The 15,993-nt window shown below is 73.8% G+C and carries 18 protein-coding genes; 12 read left to right on the forward strand and 6 right to left on the reverse strand.

The window, feature by feature from the left end:
- Nucleotides 1-383 precede the first annotated feature (383 nt).
- Nucleotides 384-1,097, forward strand: a complete 714-nt coding sequence (locus ACFW9D_RS06135; protein WP_384618440.1) for a DUF305 domain-containing protein — start codon at nucleotides 384-386, stop codon at nucleotides 1,095-1,097.
- A gap of 72 nt (nucleotides 1,098-1,169) precedes the next feature.
- Here ACFW9D_RS06135 and ACFW9D_RS06140 read toward each other — a convergent pair whose 3' ends face one another.
- Complete coding sequence (locus tag ACFW9D_RS06140) at nucleotides 1,170-2,705, reverse strand: MFS transporter (RefSeq protein WP_384618441.1); 1,536 nt, start codon at nucleotides 2,703-2,705, stop codon at nucleotides 1,170-1,172.
- Nucleotides 2,706-2,813: 108 nt separating this feature from the next.
- On the opposite strand from ACFW9D_RS06140, the gene ACFW9D_RS06145 reads away from it, so the two are divergent.
- The 3 genes from ACFW9D_RS06145 to ACFW9D_RS06155 all read left to right on the forward strand — a co-directional run bounded on the left by ACFW9D_RS06145 (nucleotide 2,814) and on the right by ACFW9D_RS06155 (nucleotide 4,938).
- On the forward strand, nucleotides 2,814-3,173 hold the full coding sequence (locus tag ACFW9D_RS06145; protein WP_384618444.1) for an ArsR/SmtB family transcription factor: 360 nt from the start codon (nucleotides 2,814-2,816) through the stop codon (nucleotides 3,171-3,173).
- 191 nt (nucleotides 3,174-3,364) lie between these two features.
- Nucleotides 3,365-4,030, forward strand: coding sequence for a class I SAM-dependent methyltransferase (locus ACFW9D_RS06150; protein WP_384618445.1), 666 nt, complete (start codon nucleotides 3,365-3,367; stop codon nucleotides 4,028-4,030).
- 53 nt (nucleotides 4,031-4,083) lie between these two features.
- A complete protein-coding gene (locus ACFW9D_RS06155; protein ID WP_384618448.1) occupies nucleotides 4,084-4,938 on the forward strand; it encodes a universal stress protein in 855 nt (284 codons plus the stop codon).
- Between the two features lie 43 nt (nucleotides 4,939-4,981).
- Here the strand turns inward: ACFW9D_RS06155 and ACFW9D_RS06160 are convergent, their stop codons facing one another.
- Nucleotides 4,982-5,593 (reverse strand): TetR/AcrR family transcriptional regulator, encoded by a 612-nt coding sequence (locus tag ACFW9D_RS06160; RefSeq protein ID WP_384618451.1) that lies wholly within the window; start codon nucleotides 5,591-5,593, stop codon nucleotides 4,982-4,984.
- Between the two features lie 67 nt (nucleotides 5,594-5,660).
- Here ACFW9D_RS06160 and ACFW9D_RS06165 point away from each other — a divergent pair, with 67 nt between their 5' ends.
- The 3 genes from ACFW9D_RS06165 to ACFW9D_RS06175 are packed head-to-tail and all read left to right on the forward strand — an operon-like array spanning nucleotide 5,661 to nucleotide 8,189.
- The gene (locus ACFW9D_RS06165) at nucleotides 5,661-7,163 is read left to right on the forward strand and encodes a DHA2 family efflux MFS transporter permease subunit (RefSeq protein ID WP_384618453.1); all 1,503 of its coding nucleotides are present in this window, start codon (nucleotides 5,661-5,663) and stop codon (nucleotides 7,161-7,163) included.
- Nucleotides 7,160-7,903: an SGNH/GDSL hydrolase family protein gene (locus ACFW9D_RS06170; protein WP_384618455.1), complete on the forward strand. Its 744-nt coding sequence runs from the start codon at nucleotides 7,160-7,162 to the stop codon at nucleotides 7,901-7,903. Before ACFW9D_RS06165 ends, ACFW9D_RS06170 begins: the two co-directional genes overlap by 4 nt.
- 10 nt (nucleotides 7,904-7,913) lie before the next feature.
- Nucleotides 7,914-8,189 carry a hypothetical protein gene (locus ACFW9D_RS06175; protein ID WP_384618458.1) on the forward strand — a complete coding sequence of 92 codons (276 nt, stop codon included), beginning with the start codon at nucleotides 7,914-7,916 and terminating at the stop codon, nucleotides 8,187-8,189.
- Nucleotides 8,190-8,203: 14 nt separating this feature from the next.
- Here the strand turns inward: ACFW9D_RS06175 and ACFW9D_RS06180 are convergent, their stop codons facing one another.
- Nucleotides 8,204-9,250, reverse strand: coding sequence for a S66 peptidase family protein (locus ACFW9D_RS06180; RefSeq protein WP_384618460.1), 1,047 nt, complete (start codon nucleotides 9,248-9,250; stop codon nucleotides 8,204-8,206).
- 63 nt (nucleotides 9,251-9,313) lie between these two features.
- Nucleotides 9,314-10,432 carry a PP2C family protein-serine/threonine phosphatase gene (locus ACFW9D_RS06185; protein WP_384618463.1) on the reverse strand — a complete coding sequence of 373 codons (1,119 nt, stop codon included), beginning with the start codon at nucleotides 10,430-10,432 and terminating at the stop codon, nucleotides 9,314-9,316.
- 158 nt (nucleotides 10,433-10,590) lie between these two features.
- Here ACFW9D_RS06185 and ACFW9D_RS06190 point away from each other — a divergent pair, with 158 nt between their 5' ends.
- Nucleotides 10,591-11,400, forward strand: a complete 810-nt coding sequence (locus ACFW9D_RS06190) for a VOC family protein (protein WP_188335743.1) — start codon at nucleotides 10,591-10,593, stop codon at nucleotides 11,398-11,400.
- A 48-nt stretch (nucleotides 11,401-11,448) separates the two neighbouring features.
- Here the strand turns inward: ACFW9D_RS06190 and ACFW9D_RS06195 are convergent, their stop codons facing one another.
- Complete coding sequence (locus ACFW9D_RS06195) at nucleotides 11,449-11,832, reverse strand: recombinase family protein (protein ID WP_223205856.1); 384 nt, start codon at nucleotides 11,830-11,832, stop codon at nucleotides 11,449-11,451.
- A gap of 694 nt (nucleotides 11,833-12,526) precedes the next feature.
- Entirely contained in the window at nucleotides 12,527-12,979 is a 453-nt protein-coding gene (locus tag ACFW9D_RS06200) for an ATP-binding protein (RefSeq protein ID WP_384618468.1), read from the reverse strand.
- A gap of 316 nt (nucleotides 12,980-13,295) precedes the next feature.
- On the opposite strand from ACFW9D_RS06200, the gene ACFW9D_RS06205 reads away from it, so the two are divergent.
- From ACFW9D_RS06205 to ACFW9D_RS06220, 4 genes are all read left to right on the forward strand, one after another.
- Nucleotides 13,296-14,162 carry a helix-turn-helix domain-containing protein gene (locus tag ACFW9D_RS06205; protein ID WP_384618471.1) on the forward strand — a complete coding sequence of 289 codons (867 nt, stop codon included), beginning with the start codon at nucleotides 13,296-13,298 and terminating at the stop codon, nucleotides 14,160-14,162.
- Complete coding sequence (locus tag ACFW9D_RS06210; protein ID WP_188335745.1) at nucleotides 14,159-14,410, forward strand: DUF397 domain-containing protein; 252 nt, start codon at nucleotides 14,159-14,161, stop codon at nucleotides 14,408-14,410. Before ACFW9D_RS06205 ends, ACFW9D_RS06210 begins: the two co-directional genes overlap by 4 nt.
- Nucleotides 14,411-14,513: 103 nt before the next feature.
- On the forward strand, nucleotides 14,514-15,329 hold the full coding sequence (locus ACFW9D_RS06215) for an SAM-dependent methyltransferase (RefSeq protein ID WP_384618474.1): 816 nt from the start codon (nucleotides 14,514-14,516) through the stop codon (nucleotides 15,327-15,329).
- 98 nt (nucleotides 15,330-15,427) lie between these two features.
- Nucleotides 15,428-15,970: a type 1 glutamine amidotransferase domain-containing protein gene (locus ACFW9D_RS06220; RefSeq protein WP_188335747.1), complete on the forward strand. Its 543-nt coding sequence runs from the start codon at nucleotides 15,428-15,430 to the stop codon at nucleotides 15,968-15,970.
- Nucleotides 15,971-15,993 lie beyond the last annotated feature (23 nt).

Genomic DNA, 15,993 nt, shown 5'->3' on the forward strand with positions numbered 1-15,993 from the left:
TTTGGCGGCCCCCGGCGGCCCCGGCGCGCCCCGCCCCGCCCGCCCCGCGGGGGGGCCGCGGGGCGGGGGAACGGGGCGTCCCCCCCCCCCCCCCCCCCCGCCTGCCGCTGCCGTCGGCGGACACGGTTCTGGTGTTCGGCCTGGCTGCCCTGTTCATGACCTGGCTGATCGGGTGCCGGCCCGGCGCGGCCGGCCGGGCCTATCGCGGGCCGCCGTGGGGCGGCCGAGGGCTCCTGATCCAGGTGTGTGTCGCGCGGACGTGACGAGCGCCCGCCGCTCCCCCTCCCAGCCCTGCCCCAGGGCTTCCGGACGGGGACGGCGACCGCGTCATGCCCGTTCCCGCGCGCCCGCACCCGGGTGCGCCCACCCGAAAGACACCCACCATGCCCGTGAAGAACCCCTTCACCCCCGCCACCCCCCTGACTCCCGTCACCCGAACCACTCCCGTCACTCCCGTACGCCGCCGGGCCCTCGCGACCGCCGCGGCCACCGCCGTGCTCGCCCTCGCCCTCGCGGCCTGCGGCTCGTCGGAGGACTCCGGGTCCGGCCACACGTCGATGCCCGGGATGGACCACAGCGCCTCGGCCGCACCGGGCGGCGCCTTCAACGACGCGGACGTGACGTTCGCGCAGCAGATGATCCCGCACCACCGGCAGGCCCTGGAGATGGCGAAGCTCGCCGACGGCCGCGCCGCCGACCCCGAGGTGAAGAGCCTCGCCGCCGCCGTCGAGAAGGCCCAGGATCCCGAGATCAGCACGATGAACGGCTGGCTCAGCGCCTGGGGCGAGCCCCGTCCGACGGCCGGCTCCTCGCAGCACGAGGGCGGCGACATGCCCGGCATGGACCACTCGGGTGGCTCGGGCACGGCCGGGATGATGTCCGACCAGGACATGGACGACCTCGAGGCCGCCCGGGGCAAGGACTTCGACAAGAAGTTCGCCCGGCTGATGACCGCCCACCACGAAGGGGCGATCGCCATGGCCGAGGACGAGCGGAAGCACGGCGAGAACGCCGACGCGAAGAAGCTCGCCGCTGACGTGATCAAGGGGCAGAGCGCCGAGATCACCCGGATGAAGAAGATCCTCGACCGGCTCTGATCCGCCGGCCGACGCACGACGGCGGCCGGTTCCGGCACCCCGGGGAGCCACCCCGGCCCGGAACCGGCCGCTTCACCCGCCCGCCCCGCCCACCGACCGGCCCGTTGCCGTCCGCCCCCGAGGAGACGCGCCCATGGACGCCGCACTGCACGCCGTACTGCACGCCCTGGAGATCGCCGGCGCGATGACCTGGGAGGTCACCTGGGCCCTGATCCTCGGCTTCGCGCGCTTCGTCGGCACCGGCGGCCTGGGGATGCTGCGCATGATGGGCGGCGCGCCGGACGACGCGTCTACGCCCCCCGGACGGGCGTCGATCGGACCCGTGACGCGGTGGTGGGGGTGGCCGGGCGCGAGGCCGCGGCGCTCGTGATCGACGGCCGGGTGCCGGTCCCGCGCCGCCGGTTGCGCCGACGCCGGCCACAGCCGTACCGCCGTCAGGCCCGCGCCCGCCGCGAGGGCGCCGAGCGCGGCGACGGCCCAGCCGAGTCCGGCCGTGGCGCCGAGCCGGCCCGCGAGCGGATAAGTGAGCAGCCAGCACGCGTGGGACAGCGAGAACTGGGCCGCGAACGCCGCCGTCCGGTCCGCCGGGGGTGCCGAGCGCCGGATCAGGCGGCCGGTCGGCGTGAGCACCATCGAACACGCCGCGCCGAACACCGCCCACGCCGCCAGCAGGGCCGGCCACCGCCAGCTCCCGTCCCGCCCGGCCGTGACGGCGCCGGTCCCCGCGAAGGCGACCGTCAGCAGCAGGGCGCCGCCGAGCGTGACCCGACGGTCCGGCACCCGGTCCAGGACGCGCGGCACGAGCAGCGCGACGGCCATCGACCCGGCTCCGTAGCAGCCCAGGGCGAGGGAGAGGGAACCGGCGGACAGGCCGAAGACGCCCTTGACGTACACGACGGAGTTCACGGTGACCAGGGCGCTCGCGCAGGCCACGGCCAGGTTGAGCGCGAGCAGGGCGCGCAGTTGCGGGAGGCGGAGGAAGAGGCGGGCGCCCGCGGTGGCCTTCGGGCGGGCGGAGCCGGCGGCCGGCGCGGCGGCCGGCTTGGGCAGGGTGACGGAGACGACCAGGGCGGCCGAGGCCAGAAAGCCGAGGACGGTGCCGGTGAACAGCCGGTCGTACGTCACCAGGGTCAGCAGCAGCCCGGCGAGCGCGGGACTGAAGAGGCTCTCCAGGTCGTAGGCGAGCCGGGACAGCGACAGGGCCCGGGTGTAGTCGCGCTCCTCGGGCAGCACGTCCGGGATCGCCGCCTGGAAGACCGGGGTGAACGCGGCCGAGGCCGACTGCAGCAGGAAGATCAGGACGTAGACCTGCCAGACCTGGTCGACGAGGGGCAGGCACAGGGCGACCGCCGCCCGGGTCAGGTCGGCGCCCACCAGCAGGGTCCGGCGCGGCAGCCGGGCGGCGAACGCGCCGAGGGCCGGGGCGACGAGCACGTACGCCACCATCTTGATCGCCAGCGCGGTGCCGAGGACCCGGCCCGCGCCGTTGCCCGCGATGTCGTACGCGAGCAGGCTCAGCGCCACCGTCGCGAGGCCGGTGCCGGTGAGGGCGACGGCCTGCGCTGCGAACAGACGGCGGTAGGTGCGATCACGCAGGACGGACAGCATGCGGCGGCTCCCCGGGCGTCGGCGACCCCCTGAGCATAACCATCATGTGCGCATCTGCGCACATGATGGTTATGGGCATATGACGGTCCCGGGCTCTAGGGTTGCCGCATGCCCGAACGCGAACCAGTCCCAGCTGCGGCAGGTGCGCATCTGCGCGAGCCCGACGCCGCCCGGCTCACCGAGGCGACGCGCGTGTTCGCGCTGCTGTCCGACGCGACGCGACTGCACCTGCTGTGGCTCCTCGCGCTGGAGGAGTCGGACGTGAGCACGCTGACCGAGCGGTGCGCCGTGTCGCGCACGGCCGTCAGTCAGCATCTGGCCAAGCTGCGGCTCGCGGGCCTCGTCGAGACGCGCCGCGAGGGCCGGTACGTCCACTACCGGCTGACCGACGGGCACTTGAGGCGGCTGGTCATGGAGGCGCTCAGCCACGCCGACCACCGCGTCAGCGGTCAGGCGCCGCACGACTGACGGACTGTCAGGCCGTCGGGTCCCAGAGGCCGCCGGCCGCGCCTCGCTCGAGATGCTCGGTGACCGGAGCGACGCCGATCACCCGCTGAGACAACGGGAATTGGCCGGGAGCAGTCGCCGAAGCGCGGGGAATCACCCGGGAACACCTCAACGGCCGGAACGGCCCGGCCCCGCGAACTAGAGTCCCCGGCATGCCCGACCTCTCCCATCTCGCCGCCGTCCAGGAGTCCTACGACCGGGTCGCGTCCGCCTACGTCGAGCGGGTCAAGACCCCGGCGGAGCTGGATCCGCTGTCGCGAGGGATGCTCGACGTGTTCGCGGAGACGACGCGGACGGCGGGGCTCGGGCCCGTCGGGGACCTGGGGTGCGGACCGGGCAGGGTCACGGCCTATCTGGCGGAGCGGAACGTGCCGGCGTTCGGCATCGACCTCTCCCCCGCCATGGCCGGTCTGGCCCGCGCCGCCCATCCGGACCTGTGGTTCGGCGTCGGCTCGATGACCTCGCTGCCGATCAGGGACGACGCGCTCGGCGGCGTCCTCGCGTACTACTCCACGCACCACACCCCACCGGAGTCGCTGCCGCTGCTGTTCGGCGAGTTCCACCGGACACTCGCGCCGGGCGCCAGCCTGATGCTGGCCGGCCACGTCGGGACCGGACAACATCTGCGCCCCACCGAGGCGTACGGCGGCCATCCGGTCTCCTACGCGTCCTACCTGCTGCCCCCGGACCGCATCGCCGCGCTCCTGACCGGGGCGGGCCTCGCCCTCACCGCACGCCTGGTGGAGGAACCCGCCGAGGGCGCCGACCGGACCTACGCCACCTTCCTCGCCCGCAAGCCCGTGCTGCTGCGCGGCTGAGCCCGCTGTACGAACCTGGAAGGAGTGAAACGGCCGGCTTTGTGGAGGTAGTCATGACTGCCCAGGTCACGGTGGGGCTGGACGGCTCCCCCGAGAGTGTCGCCGCCGCCCGCTGGGCGGCCCGCGAGGCCGTGCTGCGCGAGGTTCCGCTGCGGCTGGCCCACGTGGTGGAGCGCAAGGACGAGGCGCCGTCCGAGGACGACCGGCTGCACGCCGAGCGGATCGACGCGCTGCTCCGGGACGAGGCCGACCGCACCCGGCGGGAGCACCCCGACCTGGAGGTCCTCACCGAGCGGCTGCACGGCCGGCCGGCGGCCGAGCTCACGGCGGCGGCGGACGAGGCCGACCTGCTGGTGCTCGGCTCGCGCGGGCTGGGGACCGTGCACGGTTTCGTCTCCGGCTCGGTCGCCCTGTCGGTCCTCGGCAGCGCCCGGCATCCGGTCGTCCTGGTCCGGGCGCGGGAGACCGAGCGGGCCGCCGCGTCCCGCGGGATCGTCGTGGGCGTCGACATCGAGCACTCCTGCGACCCCCTGCTGGCCTTCGCCTTCACGGAGGCGGCCCGCCGCAACGCCCCGATCCGGTTCCTGTACAGCCGGCCGCTGCCCACCTTCTACGGATACGGCGGTGTCATGGATCCGAAGATGGGCGAGAAGGAACGGATCGGGGCGCTCGGCAGCCTCGACGAGCGGCTGACGCCCTGGCTCGAACGGTTCCCGGACGTGGAGGCCACCGCCGGGGCCGTCGAAGGCCCCGCCGGAGACCGTCTGGAGGACTCGTCGCAGGACGCGGAGCTGGTGATCGTGGGCCACCGCCCCCGCAAGCTCCCCGTCGGCCCGCGCCTGGGCCACGTCATCCACACGGTCGTGCACCACAGCACCGCCCCGGTCGCGGTCGTCCCGATGCCCTGAGGCAGGGCGTCGGGTCGTCCCGACGATCCGGGCCGGGCGTGGCTCAGTCCGTCGCCGGAACGCCCAGGACGGCCCGCATGCCGCGCAGCGCCCAGTCCTCCGCCCGGCTGTCGCCGTGCAGGAGGCGCGCCGGGGTGATGCCGGCGGCCAGGGACTCCAGGCCGTAGACGACCTGGGCCGTGTCCGTGCCGGGCGGAAGGTCGCCCGCGGCCACGGCGGTCTCGATGTCGCGACGCAAGGTGTCGCGCCAGCGGCCGCGGCCCTCGGCGATCCGGTCGTGCACGGCGCCGGTGCGGCCGTCGTAGTCGTAGGTGACCTGGGTGAGCAGACAGCCGCCCGAGTAGCCGGGATCGGCGCCGTAGCGGACCCAGGCAGCGCAGGCCGCGAGCAGACGCGGCAGGCCGGGGTCGAGGTGGCGCACCGGCTCCCAGACCTGGGTGCGGAAGGCGTCCATGACCAGCTCCACGGTCTCCAGCTGGAGCTTCTCCTTGCTTCGGAACTGTCCGATCACGCCCGCCTTGCTCATCCCGAGCCGGTCCGCGAGGCGGCCGATCGTGACGCTGTCCAGACCTTCCACCGAAGCGAGTTCGGCGGCGGCCCCCAGCACCGATCGCCGGGTCTCGAGCGCTGCCTGAGCCGATGCACGTCCTGCCATGCGAAGGAGTTTAGCAAACGACCGTACGGCATTGACGTACGAACGATCGTACTCTTAAATCCTCGCCATGACGCCTTCCGGCTCCGCCCCGCCCGCCTCCTCGCCCGACCCTTCGGCCGCCCCTCCGCCCGACGCCTCGGCTGCCCCTTCGACCGTCTCGCCCGGCGCCTCGGCGCGCCGTGCCTCGCTCGCCCTGCTGCTCGCCTGCGCCGGCACCTTCCTCAGCTTTCTCGACGCCACCGTGACGAATCTGGCGGTGCCGCCGATCGCCGCCGACTTCGACGTCTCGCTCACCACCGTGTCGTGGGTCGCCACGGCCTACGTGATCCCGTTCGCCGCGCTGCTCGCCCCGGCCGGGCCGCTGGCCGACGCGGTGGGCCGGGCCCGCCTGTTCCTGGCCGGTGTCGCCGTCTTCACCGCCGCTTCGCTGCTCATCGCCGTGGCCCCGGACCTGCCCGTGCTGCTCGGCGCGCGCGCCGTCCAGGGGCTGGCCGCCGCCCTGCTGGTCCCCGCCTCGCTGGGGCTCGTGCTCGCGGAGATCCCGGCCGAACGCCGGCGCGCCGCGATCGGCGTGTGGAGCGCGGCGGGCGCCCTCGCCGCCGCCGCGGGGCCCGCCCTCGGCGGCGTCCTGGTCGAGGTGCTCGACTGGCGGGCCCTGTTCTGCCTCAACCTGCCGGTCGGCGTCTGGGTGCTCATCGCCGGACGCAGGCTCCCGGCCGCCGAGTCCCGAGCGGGACGGGGCCCCGACCTCGTGGGCGGCCTCCTGCTCGCCGTCGCCGTCGGCTCGGCGGTGTACGGGCTGACGCAGGGCCCCGGGCACGGCTGGACCTCCGCGTACGTGACGGCCGCCTTCGGCGCCACCGTGATCGCGGGCGCGGCGACCGTGCTGCGGGCGCTGCGGCATCCGCGTCCCGCGCTGCGGCTCGACCTGTTCCGCAGCCGGTCCTTCGCCGTCGCGAGCGGCGTCTCCCTCGCGTACGGCGCGGGGCTCTTCACCACGATGCTGCTCGGGGTGCTCTTCATGACGGACGCCTGGCACTACTCCGCCCTGGAGGCCGGCCTCGCGATGAGCCCGGCGGCGCTCGTCACGGCCCTGGTCGGAGTCGGCATCGGACGGCTCGGCATCGGCATCGCCCCGCGCACGATGGTGGTGGCGGGCTCGGCCCTGATCGCGGCCTCGGCGGCCGCGCTGGCCCTCTTCGTCGGCACCGAGCCGCACTTCTGGACGCTCTGGCTCCCGACCGGCACGGTCATGGGCCTCGGCGTCGGCCTCACCACCGTGGGTGTCTCCAGCGCGGCCGCGCTCTCCGTCGCGCCGCGGCACTTCGCCGCCGCCACCGGCATGGTCATGGCCGCCCGGCAGGTGGGGGGCGGCCTCGGCATCGCCGCCACCGCCGTGATCGTCGCGGAGGTCTCGGGTGCGGGTGCGCGCCCGTACGCCGCCGTGTACTGGTTCGCCGCCGGCGTCGCTCTGGCCGCCGCCCTCGGCGGTCTCGCCTTGCGCGGCACTCCCCCGCCGGCGCCGCGCCCCGCGGCCGCCGCCCACGCCTACGAAGGAGACCAGCGATGACCTCTCGGACCTACGGAACCTCGCGGACCTCGGAAGCCCCCCGCCGCCCGCCCGCCGATCTCGCCGCCGAACGGGCCGACCCGCACTGCATCGCCCCGGACACCGCCGCCGAACTGCTCCGCGACCGTCCGTGGCAGCGTCTCGCGGTGCTCGGCGACAGCGTCACCGCCGGCGTGATGGACCCGCTGCCCGGCTACCTCGACCGCTCCTTCGCCGACCGCTTCACCGACGCCCTCGCCGCCACCCGCCCCGGTTTCGCGGCGGTCAACCTCGCGGTGCCGTATCTCCTGCTCGACGAGATCCGCGACCGGCAGCTCGGCCCCGCGCTGGAGTTCGCGCCGGACGTGGTGCTGGTGAGCGCGGGCGGCAACGACGCGTTCCGCGCCTTCGACCCGGTGGCGCTGCGTTCCGGTCTGGCCTCGCTCCTCGCGCCCCTCGCCGGCACCGGCGCCCTCGTCGTCACGATCGGCCTGTTCGACCTCGCCCGCTCTGGCCTCGTCCCGCCGGAGCACGCCGAGGGCATGGCCCGCCGCTTCGACGAACTCGACCGGATCACCGCCGCCCTGACCCGCGAACTCGGCGGCGTCCACGTGGACACCCACCACCACCCGCTGTCCGCCGACCCGTCCATCTACGCCGAGGACCGCGTCCACGCCAACGCCCGTGGCCACGCCGCCGCGTTCGCCGCCATCGCGACGACGTTGGGGCAGGCTGCCGGTGACGGGGCCAGGCCCGCGTAGCGTGGTGCCCATGCGCAGCCCGAAGAACCGATGGCCGAAGCTCGATGAGGTGAGCGGCATCGAAGACGCGACGCCGCTCATCCTCGAATGGCTCGGCGAGCAGGGCGTCGACGCCCTGCTCCGCGTGGATGCCGCGCGCATGCGGGAGGGCCTCCCGCCGTGGACCTTCGCGGCGAGCGGTGGCCCCTTGCCGCACGGGCTGCGGGCCGACGGTGCCACCGCCGGGGAGTGTCTCGGCCGCGCGTTGCTCGTGCTGCGCGACGCGGGGGTGACCGTGCCCTTCTGAACGGGGCGGCCGGGTCAGTACGTCACGGTGATGCGCCGGGCCGGGCCGTCCACGCGGACCAGACCTCCGTAGGGGATGACCAGTTGGGGATCCGTGTGGCCCAGGTCCACGTCGAAGACGGCCATCGTGTGCGGGGCGTACGTGGCCAGGGCGCGCAGGACCGCCTCGCGCTGCTCGTCGGCGTAGAGCCGTCGGGCCTGGAGGTCGTTCGGGCGATCGAAGGACCAGGCTTTGGCACGGCCCATGAGGAGGGCGGGGAAGCGGGCCAGCAGGCCGCGTTCGCCCATGTTGCGCAGGATCCGGTGGACCTCCTCCGCGCGCGGGAGTTCCTCGGACGTCTCCAGGAACAGCATGCCGCCCTCGTAGGCCGAGACGTCCCGTTCGATCTCGCGGTCGGCCATGAGGAGCCAGGAGAGGATCTCCAGGTTGCCGCCCCAGGCGCGGCCCTCGACGGTGCGCTCGGGGCGGTGCCAGATCCAGCCGTCGGCCGGCTCCGAGTCCGGTTCCGCCTCGAAGGTGGCGGGGTCCGCCCAGTCGCGGTCGGTGTCGCGGTAGCGCTCGGCGGGGCGCAGTTCGTAGGGGCCGTGGGTGAACAGGGCGGCGCGCAGGGACTCGGCGGTCAGCGGGTGGAGGCTGTGCGGGCGGCCGAACTCCGTCATCAGGCAGCCCCCGTGGTAGCCGACGATGCCCAGGTTCCGCAGGAACAGCAGCAGGTTGGTGTTGTCGCTGAAGCCGAAGAACGGCTTGGGGTGGGCGCGGATCAGCTCACGGTCCAGGAACGGGAGCACGGTGATCTGGTCGTCGCCGCCGATGCTGGCCAGCACCGCCTTGATGTCCGGGTCGGCGAACGCGGCGTGGAGGTCGTCGGCGCGCTGCTGGGGCGTGGAGTTCATCTTCCGGGTGGACGGGTACTCGACGGGCTCCAGGCCGAACTCCGTGCGCAGCCGTTCGAGGGCGAGCTCGTACGGGAGCGGGAGGAGGCCCGGGAGCCCGGAGGAGGGCGAGAGGACCGCGACGCGGTCGCCGGGCACGGGCTTGGGCGGATACTCGGGCGGCTTCATCCGCCGAGGATAGGAATCCGGTTCCCGGCGCGCACCCGCGTTTCCCGGGCGCGGCCCGCGGGTTCAGCCCGTCTCGGGCTCGGCGGGCCGGCCGATCGCGATCATGGCGGCGTCGTCGTCGAGGCGCCCGCCCACGTACCGCAGCAGATCGCTCCGCAGGCGGTGCAGGAACCGGTCGGGGTCCTTCTCGGTCCAGCCGGTGACGCGCTCGGTGAGCGGGTAGAAGGGGCCGCCGGGCTCCCGGGCCTCGGTCACGCCGTCCGTGTAGAGCAGGAGCAGTTCGCCCGGCTCGAAGGGGAACCGGTCGACGCGGTAGCGCGCCTGCGTCAGTTCGCCGAGGCCCAGCGGGGGCGCGGGCCGGGTCGCGTCCATGGACGTGGGCCGGCCGTCGCGCAGGACGATCGGCGGCGGGTGCCCGCAGGAGATCATCTGGACGGCGCCTCCGTCGTCGGGGATGTCGAGGAAGACGGCGGTGATGAAGGTTTCCCCGGGGCGGAGCGTCTCGCCGGGCTCCATGAGGTCCCAGCACACGCTCCGGTCCAGATAGGCCACCAACTCCCCGAGGCCCGCCTGGCGATGGGCCGCGCCGCGGAACGCGCCGAGCAGCAGCGCGGCGTCGCTCACCGCGGTGAGCCCCTTGCCCCGCACGTCACCGACCATCAGCCGGGTACCGGAGGTGGTGCGTGCCGCCGCGTACAGGTCCCCGCCGATCTGCGCCTCGGCCTGCGCGGCGAGGTAGCGGGAGGCGACGCGCAGCGGCCCGATCCGGCTGGGCAGCGGAGGCAGCACACTGCGCTGGGCGGCCTCGGACACCGACCGCACCCGCATCAGCTCCTCCGCCCTGCGGTCCCGCACGACGCAGAAGACCACGAGGCAGATCCCCACCAGGGCCAGGGCGATGATCTGCGCCTGGTGATTGGCCGAGAACAGTGCGTCGGGGTCGCGCAGAACGCCGATGAGTGCCTGGGCCAGCACCGCCAGCGCGGCGATCGCCCCCACGGTCCGGGGGCCGCCGAACGACGGGGTGATCGCCGGGGCCGCGACCAGCAGCGGCCCGAGGTGGACGTCGGGCGGCGCGAGGACGTCGATCACGACGACCGCGACGATCCACGCGACCGGCACGACGACCAGCGAACGGCTCGCCCGCGCCGGCCCACGGAGCCCCTCGGATCGCTGTGGCATGACTCCTGCCTACACCGCGCCCGTCCGCCTCGCACCAGCTGGCATGCACCCGACCACGGCTCACCTGGGCGGACGTCCGGCCGGGCCGCGGCCGAGGGGCGGGTGTCGGTCCCCGGTGGCAGGCTGGGGCCCGTACGGCATCTGCGAAAGGAATGCCCATGATCACCACCGATTTCGCCCCCGGCACGCCCTGCTGGCTCGACCTCGGTGCGCCCGACGTGCCGGCCGCGGCGGCCTTCTACCGCTCCACGCTCGGCTGGGACTACGAGCCCATGAGCGGCGGCGGGGAGGACATGGAAGGCGGGATGTTCCGCAAGGACGGCAAGATCGTCGCCGGCCTGGGCAAGCTCACCGAGCAGGGTGCCCGTCCCGCCTGGATGATCTACTACACCGTCGCCGACGCCGACGCGACGACGGAGGCCGTGGAGCGCGCCGGCGGCTCCGTGCGCGTCGCGCCGAGGGACCTCGGCGAGTGGGGACGCATGGCCCAGTACTCCGACCCCCTGGGCGGGCAGTTCGCCGCCTGGCAGCCCGGTTCGGACACGGGTGTCGAGCTGGTGGACGCCCCGGGCGCGCTGTCCTGGACGGAGCTCTACACGACCGACGCCAAGGCCGCGCAGGAGTTCTACGGCGCGGTCTTCGGCTGGCAGTTCTCCGACATGGAGCTGCCGGGCGGCGGCGGCACGTACACGCTCATCACGCCCGCGGGGCTGCCCCCGGAGCGTATGCAGGGCGGGCTGATGCAGCTCCCCGCGGAGCACCTCGCCCTCGCGGACGGACGCCCGTACTGGCACCCGGTGTTCGACGTCGGCGACTGCGACGCGACGGTCGCGCAGGTGACCGGGCACGGCGGCAGCGTCCAGATGGGTCCGGACGACGCCCCGGGCGTGGGCCGGCTGGCCGTGTGCCTCGACCCGTCCCGCGCGGACTTCGTCGTGCTGACCCCGGAGGCGTCGGCCGCGAAGTGACCTGACGGGTCAGGGCAACGGGCGGGGCGGGGAACGGCGGGGCCGGTGTCAGCAGGCCTCGCCGCTCCGCGCCGTCAGGGGGGCCCACGTGTAGCGGACGCGGACGCCGTGGTCGCGCAGCCAGTCGGTCTCGCGGTGCCGGAGTTCGTGCGCGGACTCCGGTGCGATGGCGCTGGGCCAGCGCACCAGGACCGCGGTGACGTCGCCCGTCTGCACGAGCTGCTTCACCCGGCGCCAGCCCGTGCGCCGGGCCGGGTCGGGCTCGCCGTACGTGTCGGTGACGACCTCGGCGATCGTCATGCCGCGCTCCCGGGCGAACGCGTGGCCTTCGGTCCGCGCACACTGCGTGGCCGGCCCCGGCAGGCCCGGGGTCCGGTCGGCGCACACGTACAGCACGACGGGTGAGGAAGCGGTGTCTCTGTGGGGGGTCATGGGCGCCTTCTGCCGGTCGGTCGGGGAGAGGGTGCGCCCCGCCGCGCGAAGGGGACGCGGAGGGGTCGTGCGAGGACGCCGGCCGTCACCGGCCACGCCGTCAGGAACGTCCCGTCGGACTGGACGGCCAGGGACAGCCCGTCGGGCTGGACTTTCCGGGGTGGGCCGTCGGGCCGGGCTGTCAGGGCTAGCCCCTCGAACCGGGCAGTCACGGGCGGGCCACCGCGCCAGGAAGTCACGGGCGGGCCGTCGCGTCGGCCACCCAGGGGCGCGCCGCCGAATCGGACAGTCACAGGCGGGCCACCGAGCCCAACTGGCATGGGCGAGCCGTCTCCCCGGACAGTCACAGGCGCGCCACCGCGCCAGGCCGTCACGGGTGAGCCGCCGAGCCAAGCTGTCACGGGCAGGCCACCGCGCCGAACAGCCACGGGCGAGCCGCCGAACCGGACAGTCACAGGTGCGCCACCGCGCCGAACATCCACGGGCAGGCCACCGCGCCAGGCCGTCACGGGAGAGCTGTCGCCCCCGACAGTCACAGGTGCGCCACCGAGCCTAACTGACACGGGCGAGCCGTCTCCCCGGACAGTCACAGGCGCGCCACCGCGCCGAACAGTCACGGGCAGGCCACCGCGCCAGGCCGTCACGGGTGAGCCGTCGCCCTCGACGGTCACGGGCAAGCCGCCGTGCCAGGCCGTCACGGGTGGGCCGTCAACTCCGCCCAGACGACCTTGCCTTCGGCTCGTGTCGAGTGGGCCGAGCCCCAGCGGTCCGCGAGCTGCTGGACGAGGAAGAGTCCCCGCCCGTTCTCCTCTCCGGGGCCCGCGCGGTGCGCGGTCGGGTGGACCGGGACGCGGCCCTCGTCGTGAAGCTCGATGCGCAGGCGCCGCTCGTCGCCGGTCAGCGTGAGGCCGCACAGGACCCGGCCGCTGCCGGTGTGCAGCACCGCGTTCGTCGTCAGCTCGGAGACCAGGAGCACCGCGTCGCAGCACGTGTCCCCCGGCACCTCCCAGGCACGGAGCCGGTCGCGCACGGTGTCGCGGGCCGATCTCGCGCTCGTACGCAGGGCGGGCAGGCCGAACCAGTACTCCCGGGGCTGCGCGTTCGTCGCTAAGGCGGGGGCGGGGGCCGAGGGCGTGGGCAGATGCACGGATGTCGCCTTCCAGTGCCGTCCGAGGGGCGGGCGCGGTGTGGGGACGCGGGCCGCGGCTCGCGCGGTGAGCGGTGAGTGCCGGGCCGGACCCCCTGCGCCGGATCGCCGACGACGGCACCGGCATCGGGCGGCCCCTCGGGGCCGGATGCCGCGTCGAAGCTGTGACTCGACCGCTCACATGGCCACTATGCGCGTGATCACGTTCAGGCTGCAACCGACTCCCTGATAATTTCAGCAGCGCGGGTATCACCCTGGCGTCGTCTTCAAGTCACTGCCAGAATGGCGATGTTGATGATCCTTCAGGAGGTTGGGCGTGAGTGAAGCCCGGTCCGCCACCAGCGCGCCGACGGTTCTGCGCATGATCCTCGGCCGCAGGCTGCAGGACATGCGGCTGGCCGCCGGCGCCTCGCTGGACGACGCGGCGAGGGCTCTGCGCGTGAAGTCCCTGACGATCCGTCGGCTGGAGAAGGCCGAGGTCGCCCTCAAACCCCTCTACGTGGAGAAGCTCCTCGAGACGTACGGCGCGGGCCGTCAGGAGATCGAGGAGTTCGTCGACCTGGCCGAGCAGGCCAACGAGCCGGGCTGGTGGCACTCCTACCGCGACGCCGTCCCCAGCTGGTTCACCGCCTACGTCAGTCTGGAGACCGGCGCCAAGACGCTGCGCACCTACGAACCCCAGTACGTCACCGGCCTGCTGCAGACCGCCGACTACGCGCGCGCGGTGCTGCGCGGCGGGCTGCCCAACGGCAGCGAGGAGGACCTCGACCGGCGTGTGGAGCTGCGGCTGCGCCGCCAGAGCCTGCTGGCAAAGCCCGACGCGCCCACGCTGTGGGTCGTCATGGAGGAAGCGGTCCTGCACCGGGTGGTGGGCGGACCGGAAGTGATGCGCGAGCAGATCGACTGGCTCCTGGAGGCCTCCGAGCTCGCGCACATCAGCCTCGACATCGTGCCCTTCGCCGCGGGCGCGCATTTCGGGGCGTGTGCCCCGTTCACGTATTTCCGGTTCGAGGAGCCCGAGCTGCCCGACATCGTCTACAGCGAGCTGCTGTCCGCGTCCGTGTACCTGGACCAGCGCGTCGACGTCGTCGCCCATCTCGAGGCGCACTCCCGCATGGCGCTGATGACGTCGTCGGAGGACAGCAAGGCGCTCCTGAACCGCATGCGCAAGGAGTACTCATGACGATCACCGACGAGGGCGTCTACAACGGGATGCCGGCCCGCGACCTCGGGGAGCAGGGCTGGGAGCGCCCCTGGAGCGGTCCGAACGGCGGCCAGTGCGTCGAGACGAAGCTGCTCGCCGACGGCCGGGTGGCCGTACGGCAGTCGACCGACCCGGCCGGGCCCGCGCTGATCTACGCGCCGGAGGAGATCGCCGCGTTCGTGCGCGGCGTCAAGGAGGGTCTGGCCGATCATCTGACCGCCGGGTGAACCGGCGGGCACGAGGGGCGACGGCACCGGTCGCGCCCCCTGGCCCACGGGCCGAGCGACAGCCGGCGCGGAAGCCGACGGAGACACGCGTGAAGGGGAGCACATGAGCACCAGGCAGGCCGGCCGGGATCTCGACACCAGCAAGGCGCACTCGGCCCGGATGTACGACTACTTCCTCGGTGGCAAGGACCACTTCGAGATCGACAAGGAGGCGGCCCTGGTCGCCGCGCAGGCCCATCCGGGGCTGTACGTGACGGCGCGGGAGAACCGGGCGTTCATGCACCGGGCCACACGGGTCCTGGCCCAGGAGCACGGCATCCGGCAGTGGCTGGACGTCGGCACCGGCATCCCCACCGAGCCCAACCTCCACCAGGTCGCCCAGTCGGTCGTTCCGGAGGCCCGGGTCGTGTACGCGGACAACGACCCGCTGGTCCTCAAGTACGCCGAGCGCCTCATGCGCAGCACGACGCAGGGCCGTACGGCGTACGTCGAGGCCGACGTCCGGGACCCGGAGGCACTGCTGAACGCGGTACAGGACGCGGAGGTGCTGGACTTCGACCAGCCGATCGCCCTGTCGCTCAACGCACTGATGCACTTCATCACCGACCCGCACGACCCGTACGCCATCGTGCGCCGACTGCTCGACCCGCTCCCGGCGGGCAGCGCGCTGGCCATGAACCACTGCACGCCCGACTTCGACCCCGAGACGTGGAACAAGGTGGCGGAGGTGTACACGAAGTCGGGGTCGCCGGTGCAGTTCCGCAAGCACGACGACGTGCTGCGCTTCTTCGACGGGCTCGACCTGGTCGAGCCGGGCATCGTCTGCTGCCACCGCTGGCGGCCCGCGGCGCCCGCCGACGGCACGGAGCCTTCGGACGCGCAGATCAGCCTGTGGGCGGGGGTCGGCATCAAGCGCTGAGCCCACCGCTTCTCCTCGCGCTTCTCCTCGCTCGGTGTCGCCGGGACACCGCCGGGTACCCGGGGGCCCGTGGACGCCGAGCGAAGGAGAGCGGGACGATGCGTATCGCGTTTCTGACAGCGCCCGAGGGCGTGGAGCAGGTCGAACTGACCGAGCCGTGGAAAGCCGTCTCCGACAGTGGCGGCACGCCGGTTCTGGTCTCCACGGAGCCCGGCCGCATCCAGGCCTTCGACCACCTCGACAAGGCGGACACCTTCCCCGTGGACGAGGTCGTCGCCGACACGACCGCCGCCTCGTTCGACGGCCTGGTCCTGCCGGGCGGCGTGGCCAACCCCGACGCCCTGCGCATGGACGCCGGGGCGGTCTCCTTCGTACGGGACTTCTTCGGCCGGGGCCTTCCGGTCGCCGCCATCTGTCACGCCCCGTGGACGCTCGTCGAGGCGGACGTCGTCTCCGGCCGGGTGCTCACGTCGTGGCCGAGCCTGCGGACGGACATCCGCAACGCGGGCGGCACCTGGGTCGACGAGGAGGTCCGCCTCTGCGACCACGGCCCCAACCTCCTGATCACCAGCCGTAAACCGGACGACCTCCCGGCCTTCGGCGAGGCGCTGGTGAACGCCTTCAGCCGCGAGCCCGCCTGACGGCCCCCGCTCGGCAGGCCCCG

The organism is Streptomyces sp. NPDC059524 (genome assembly GCF_042749255.1).
Taxonomy (GTDB): domain Bacteria; phylum Actinomycetota; class Actinomycetes; order Streptomycetales; family Streptomycetaceae; genus Streptomyces; species Streptomyces xanthii.

Excerpts from the sequence above, each read along its gene's own strand:
- ACFW9D_RS06135 (WP_384618440.1), top strand. The coding sequence starts at position 384 with ATGCCCGTGAAGAACCCCTTCACCCCCGCCACCCCCCTGACTCCCGTC.
- ACFW9D_RS06140 (WP_384618441.1), bottom strand. The coding sequence starts at position 2,705 with ATGCTGTCCGTCCTGCGTGATCGCACCTACCGCCGTCTGTTCGCAGCG.
- ACFW9D_RS06145 (WP_384618444.1), top strand. The coding sequence starts at position 2,814 with ATGCCCGAACGCGAACCAGTCCCAGCTGCGGCAGGTGCGCATCTGCGC.
- ACFW9D_RS06150 (WP_384618445.1), top strand. The coding sequence starts at position 3,365 with ATGCCCGACCTCTCCCATCTCGCCGCCGTCCAGGAGTCCTACGACCGG.
- ACFW9D_RS06155 (WP_384618448.1), top strand. The coding sequence starts at position 4,084 with ATGACTGCCCAGGTCACGGTGGGGCTGGACGGCTCCCCCGAGAGTGTC.
- ACFW9D_RS06160 (WP_384618451.1), bottom strand. The coding sequence starts at position 5,593 with ATGGCAGGACGTGCATCGGCTCAGGCAGCGCTCGAGACCCGGCGATCG.
- ACFW9D_RS06165 (WP_384618453.1), top strand. The coding sequence starts at position 5,661 with ATGACGCCTTCCGGCTCCGCCCCGCCCGCCTCCTCGCCCGACCCTTCG.
- ACFW9D_RS06170 (WP_384618455.1), top strand. The coding sequence starts at position 7,160 with ATGACCTCTCGGACCTACGGAACCTCGCGGACCTCGGAAGCCCCCCGC.
- ACFW9D_RS06175 (WP_384618458.1), top strand. The coding sequence starts at position 7,914 with ATGCGCAGCCCGAAGAACCGATGGCCGAAGCTCGATGAGGTGAGCGGC.
- ACFW9D_RS06180 (WP_384618460.1), bottom strand. The coding sequence starts at position 9,250 with ATGAAGCCGCCCGAGTATCCGCCCAAGCCCGTGCCCGGCGACCGCGTC.
- ACFW9D_RS06185 (WP_384618463.1), bottom strand. The coding sequence starts at position 10,432 with ATGCCACAGCGATCCGAGGGGCTCCGTGGGCCGGCGCGGGCGAGCCGT.
- ACFW9D_RS06190 (WP_188335743.1), top strand. The coding sequence starts at position 10,591 with ATGATCACCACCGATTTCGCCCCCGGCACGCCCTGCTGGCTCGACCTC.
- ACFW9D_RS06195 (WP_223205856.1), bottom strand. The coding sequence starts at position 11,832 with ATGACCCCCCACAGAGACACCGCTTCCTCACCCGTCGTGCTGTACGTG.
- ACFW9D_RS06210 (WP_188335745.1), top strand. The coding sequence starts at position 14,159 with ATGACGATCACCGACGAGGGCGTCTACAACGGGATGCCGGCCCGCGAC.
- ACFW9D_RS06215 (WP_384618474.1), top strand. The coding sequence starts at position 14,514 with ATGAGCACCAGGCAGGCCGGCCGGGATCTCGACACCAGCAAGGCGCAC.
- ACFW9D_RS06220 (WP_188335747.1), top strand. The coding sequence starts at position 15,428 with ATGCGTATCGCGTTTCTGACAGCGCCCGAGGGCGTGGAGCAGGTCGAA.